Source organism: Bacillus sp. B2-WWTP-C-10-Post-4 (assembly GCF_009183805.1).
In the GTDB taxonomy this organism is placed as follows: Bacteria; Bacillota; Bacilli; order Bacillales; family Bacillaceae_G; genus Bacillus_A; species Bacillus_A cereus.
On the sequence record NZ_WEII01000231.1, the window covers coordinates 1 to 2,453 of the forward strand.

Below are 2,453 nucleotides of genomic sequence, written 5' to 3' on the forward strand. Positions count from 1 at the left end.
TACTTATGTTACATAAAAGAATGCTAATTAAATAATAGGTAGAAGAGATTATTTTTTTTCTTATAAATTGAGAATAATTATCATTTTCAAAAAGTGAAATGAAAGATAACCAAGGAGGAAACAAGAAAAATGAAAAAGGTTTCTGTATTACCTGCTTTTATTATAACGTTCGTATGTATGTTAGCTTTTCTTGTAATGCCATACGGGAATGTATCAGCAAAACTAGCTGATGGTACTTACGATATTAATTACGTAATTCAAAAAGCGGAAAATGATTCAGCTTCAATGGCAAATGACTATTTTGAAAAGCCGGCAAAATTAATAGTGAAAAACGGTGAGATGAGAGTACAAGTTCCGATGAATCATAGTGCTTGGATTACAGAATTTAAAGCACCAGAGAACGGGAATTTTGTTGATGCGAAAGTTGTTAGTAAAGATGAATCGGCAGATAAAAGAACAGTAGAGTTTAAAGTAGATGATTTATCTAAACCGGCAGCTGTAAAAATTCATGTTGTTGTACCAAATGCAAACTATGACCACCACTACACAATTCGTTTTGCATTTGATGCAAATGTAAAAGCTGTAGGTGGCGATAACGGCGTAGCTGCTACAAAAAAAAATAATGATCAAGCGAAAACAGATACACATGTAAAAGAAGAGAAAACAAAAGTAGAGAGTAAGGAAACAGCTAAAGAAGTGAACAAAGAAACAAAAAATGAAAATGGAAAAGCTGAAAAAACAGATAACCCAAAAACAGGCGATGAAGCACGTATTGGATTGTTTGCAGCGTTAATTCTTATTTCAGGTGCTTTCTTAATTCGTAAAGTGAAGTTGAGTAAATAAATCTTTTGAAGGGTGATGAATATATGTTTAAACAATTTAAAATGATTATTGCCGTATTTGCTGTTTTATTTACGTTTATCGCAACACTAGGTTTACAAGATGCAAAGGCTGCTACAAAACTAGCTGATGGAAAATATAATATTGCTTTTACTGTATGGAAAGGCGATAAAGATGAATCGTCTAGAATGAATAGTTATTTTGAAAGCCCAGCAACATTAACAGTTAAAAATGGAAAACAATACGTTTCATTTAAAGTGAAAGATAGTGCTTCTATTAAAAGTTTCCAAGTAGAAAAAGATGGTCAATTTGTAGAAACAACCGTGTTAAGTGAAAACAAAAAAGATAATACTAGAGTAGTAGAATTTGAAGTTGCTGACTTGTCAAAAAAACTAAATGGAAAGGTGAAAATTAATATTCCAATTATTAATTATAATGCTTCGTATGATATTCGCTTTGTATTTGATGGGAGCAGTATTAAATAATTTTCAAAAGGGAGAGTCGTTCCATTGAACAGGTATACAAAAATTATTGTTGCTATGTTTTTAATGATATTTACATTCGTATCAACATTACAACCACTTGCAGTTCAAGCAGCTACCAAGTTGGCTGACGGTGAATATTCAATTGGCTTCAAAGTTTTAAAAGATACATCAGATGAAGAATCGATGATGAATCAATATTCAGTAAGTCCGGGAACTTTAAAAGTGAAGGATGGGAAAAAGAAAGTATCCTTTACATTAACTAATAGTTCATGGATTACGAAGTTTGAAACAGAAAAAGCAGGTAAGCTAGTTGCGACAAATGTAATTAGTGAAGATAAAGAAAAAGATACAAGAGTAGTAGAATTTGATGTAGAAGATGTAGAGAAGGTATTAAATGCAAAAGTAAAAGTAGATATTGATTTTTTAAATTATCATCATGAGTACGACGTTCGTATTGCATTTGATCAAAATAGTATTACACCAATTCATGTGGAACAACCAAATGAAAAAGAGGACCCAGCTAATAAGCCAGATCCAAATGAAAAACCGGATCCAAGTCAGAAGCCCGACCAAAAGCCTGACCCAGATCAACAACCAAATTCTAACACAATTACAGATGGTGCGTACAGCATTCCATTTAAAGTGTTAAAAGATCAAACAGATGAAGAATCTAAGATGAATACTTACATGGTAAATCCAGGAGTATTAAAAGTAGAAAACGGTAAGAAAAAAGCAATTGTAACATTAAAAAGTAGCTCATTAATTAAAAATTTTCAAACGGAAAAAGATGGCACATTTGTTGATGCAAAAGTAGTAAGTGAGGATACGGAAAAAGATACAAGAGTAGTAGAGTTTGAAGTAAACGATTTATCTAAAAAACTAAATACAAAAGTATTTATCGAAATGGCATCAAGAAATTATAAGCAAACGCATGATGTACAACTTTTATTTGAACAAGATAAACTTGAACAAATTAAAAATGAAGAGAAACAACCAGAAGTAGAAAAACCAGAAGCAGAAAAACCAGAAGCAGAAAAACCAGAAGCAGAAAAACCAGAAGCAGAAAAACCAGAAGCAGAAAAACCAGAAGCAGAAAAACCAGAAGCAGAAAAACCAGAAGCAGAAAAA

General features: G+C 31.8%; 3 protein-coding genes. All 3 read left to right on the forward strand.

Annotated elements, in window-relative coordinates:
* The first annotated feature begins 129 nt into the window (after positions 1 to 129).
* Positions 130 to 843: a heme uptake protein IsdC gene (isdC, locus tag GBN78_RS29385; protein WP_000757960.1), complete on the forward strand. Its 714-nt coding sequence runs from the start codon at positions 130 to 132 to the stop codon at positions 841 to 843.
* Between the two features lie 23 nt (positions 844 to 866).
* Positions 867 to 1,325 carry an NEAT domain-containing protein gene (locus GBN78_RS29390; RefSeq protein ID WP_000476165.1) on the forward strand — a complete coding sequence of 153 codons (459 nt, stop codon included), beginning with the start codon at positions 867 to 869 and terminating at the stop codon, positions 1,323 to 1,325.
* A 24-nt stretch (positions 1,326 to 1,349) separates the two neighbouring features.
* Positions 1,350 to 2,453: NEAT domain-containing protein (locus GBN78_RS29395; protein ID WP_193224776.1), on the forward strand; the 1,104-nt coding region annotated here is incomplete at its 3' end.

Bases quoted from the DNA above. Each gene is read 5' to 3' on its own strand.
- GBN78_RS29390 (WP_000476165.1), top strand. From the start codon at position 867: ATGTTTAAACAATTTAAAATGATTATTGCCGTATTTGCTGTTTTATTT.
- isdC (WP_000757960.1), top strand. From the start codon at position 130: ATGAAAAAGGTTTCTGTATTACCTGCTTTTATTATAACGTTCGTATGT.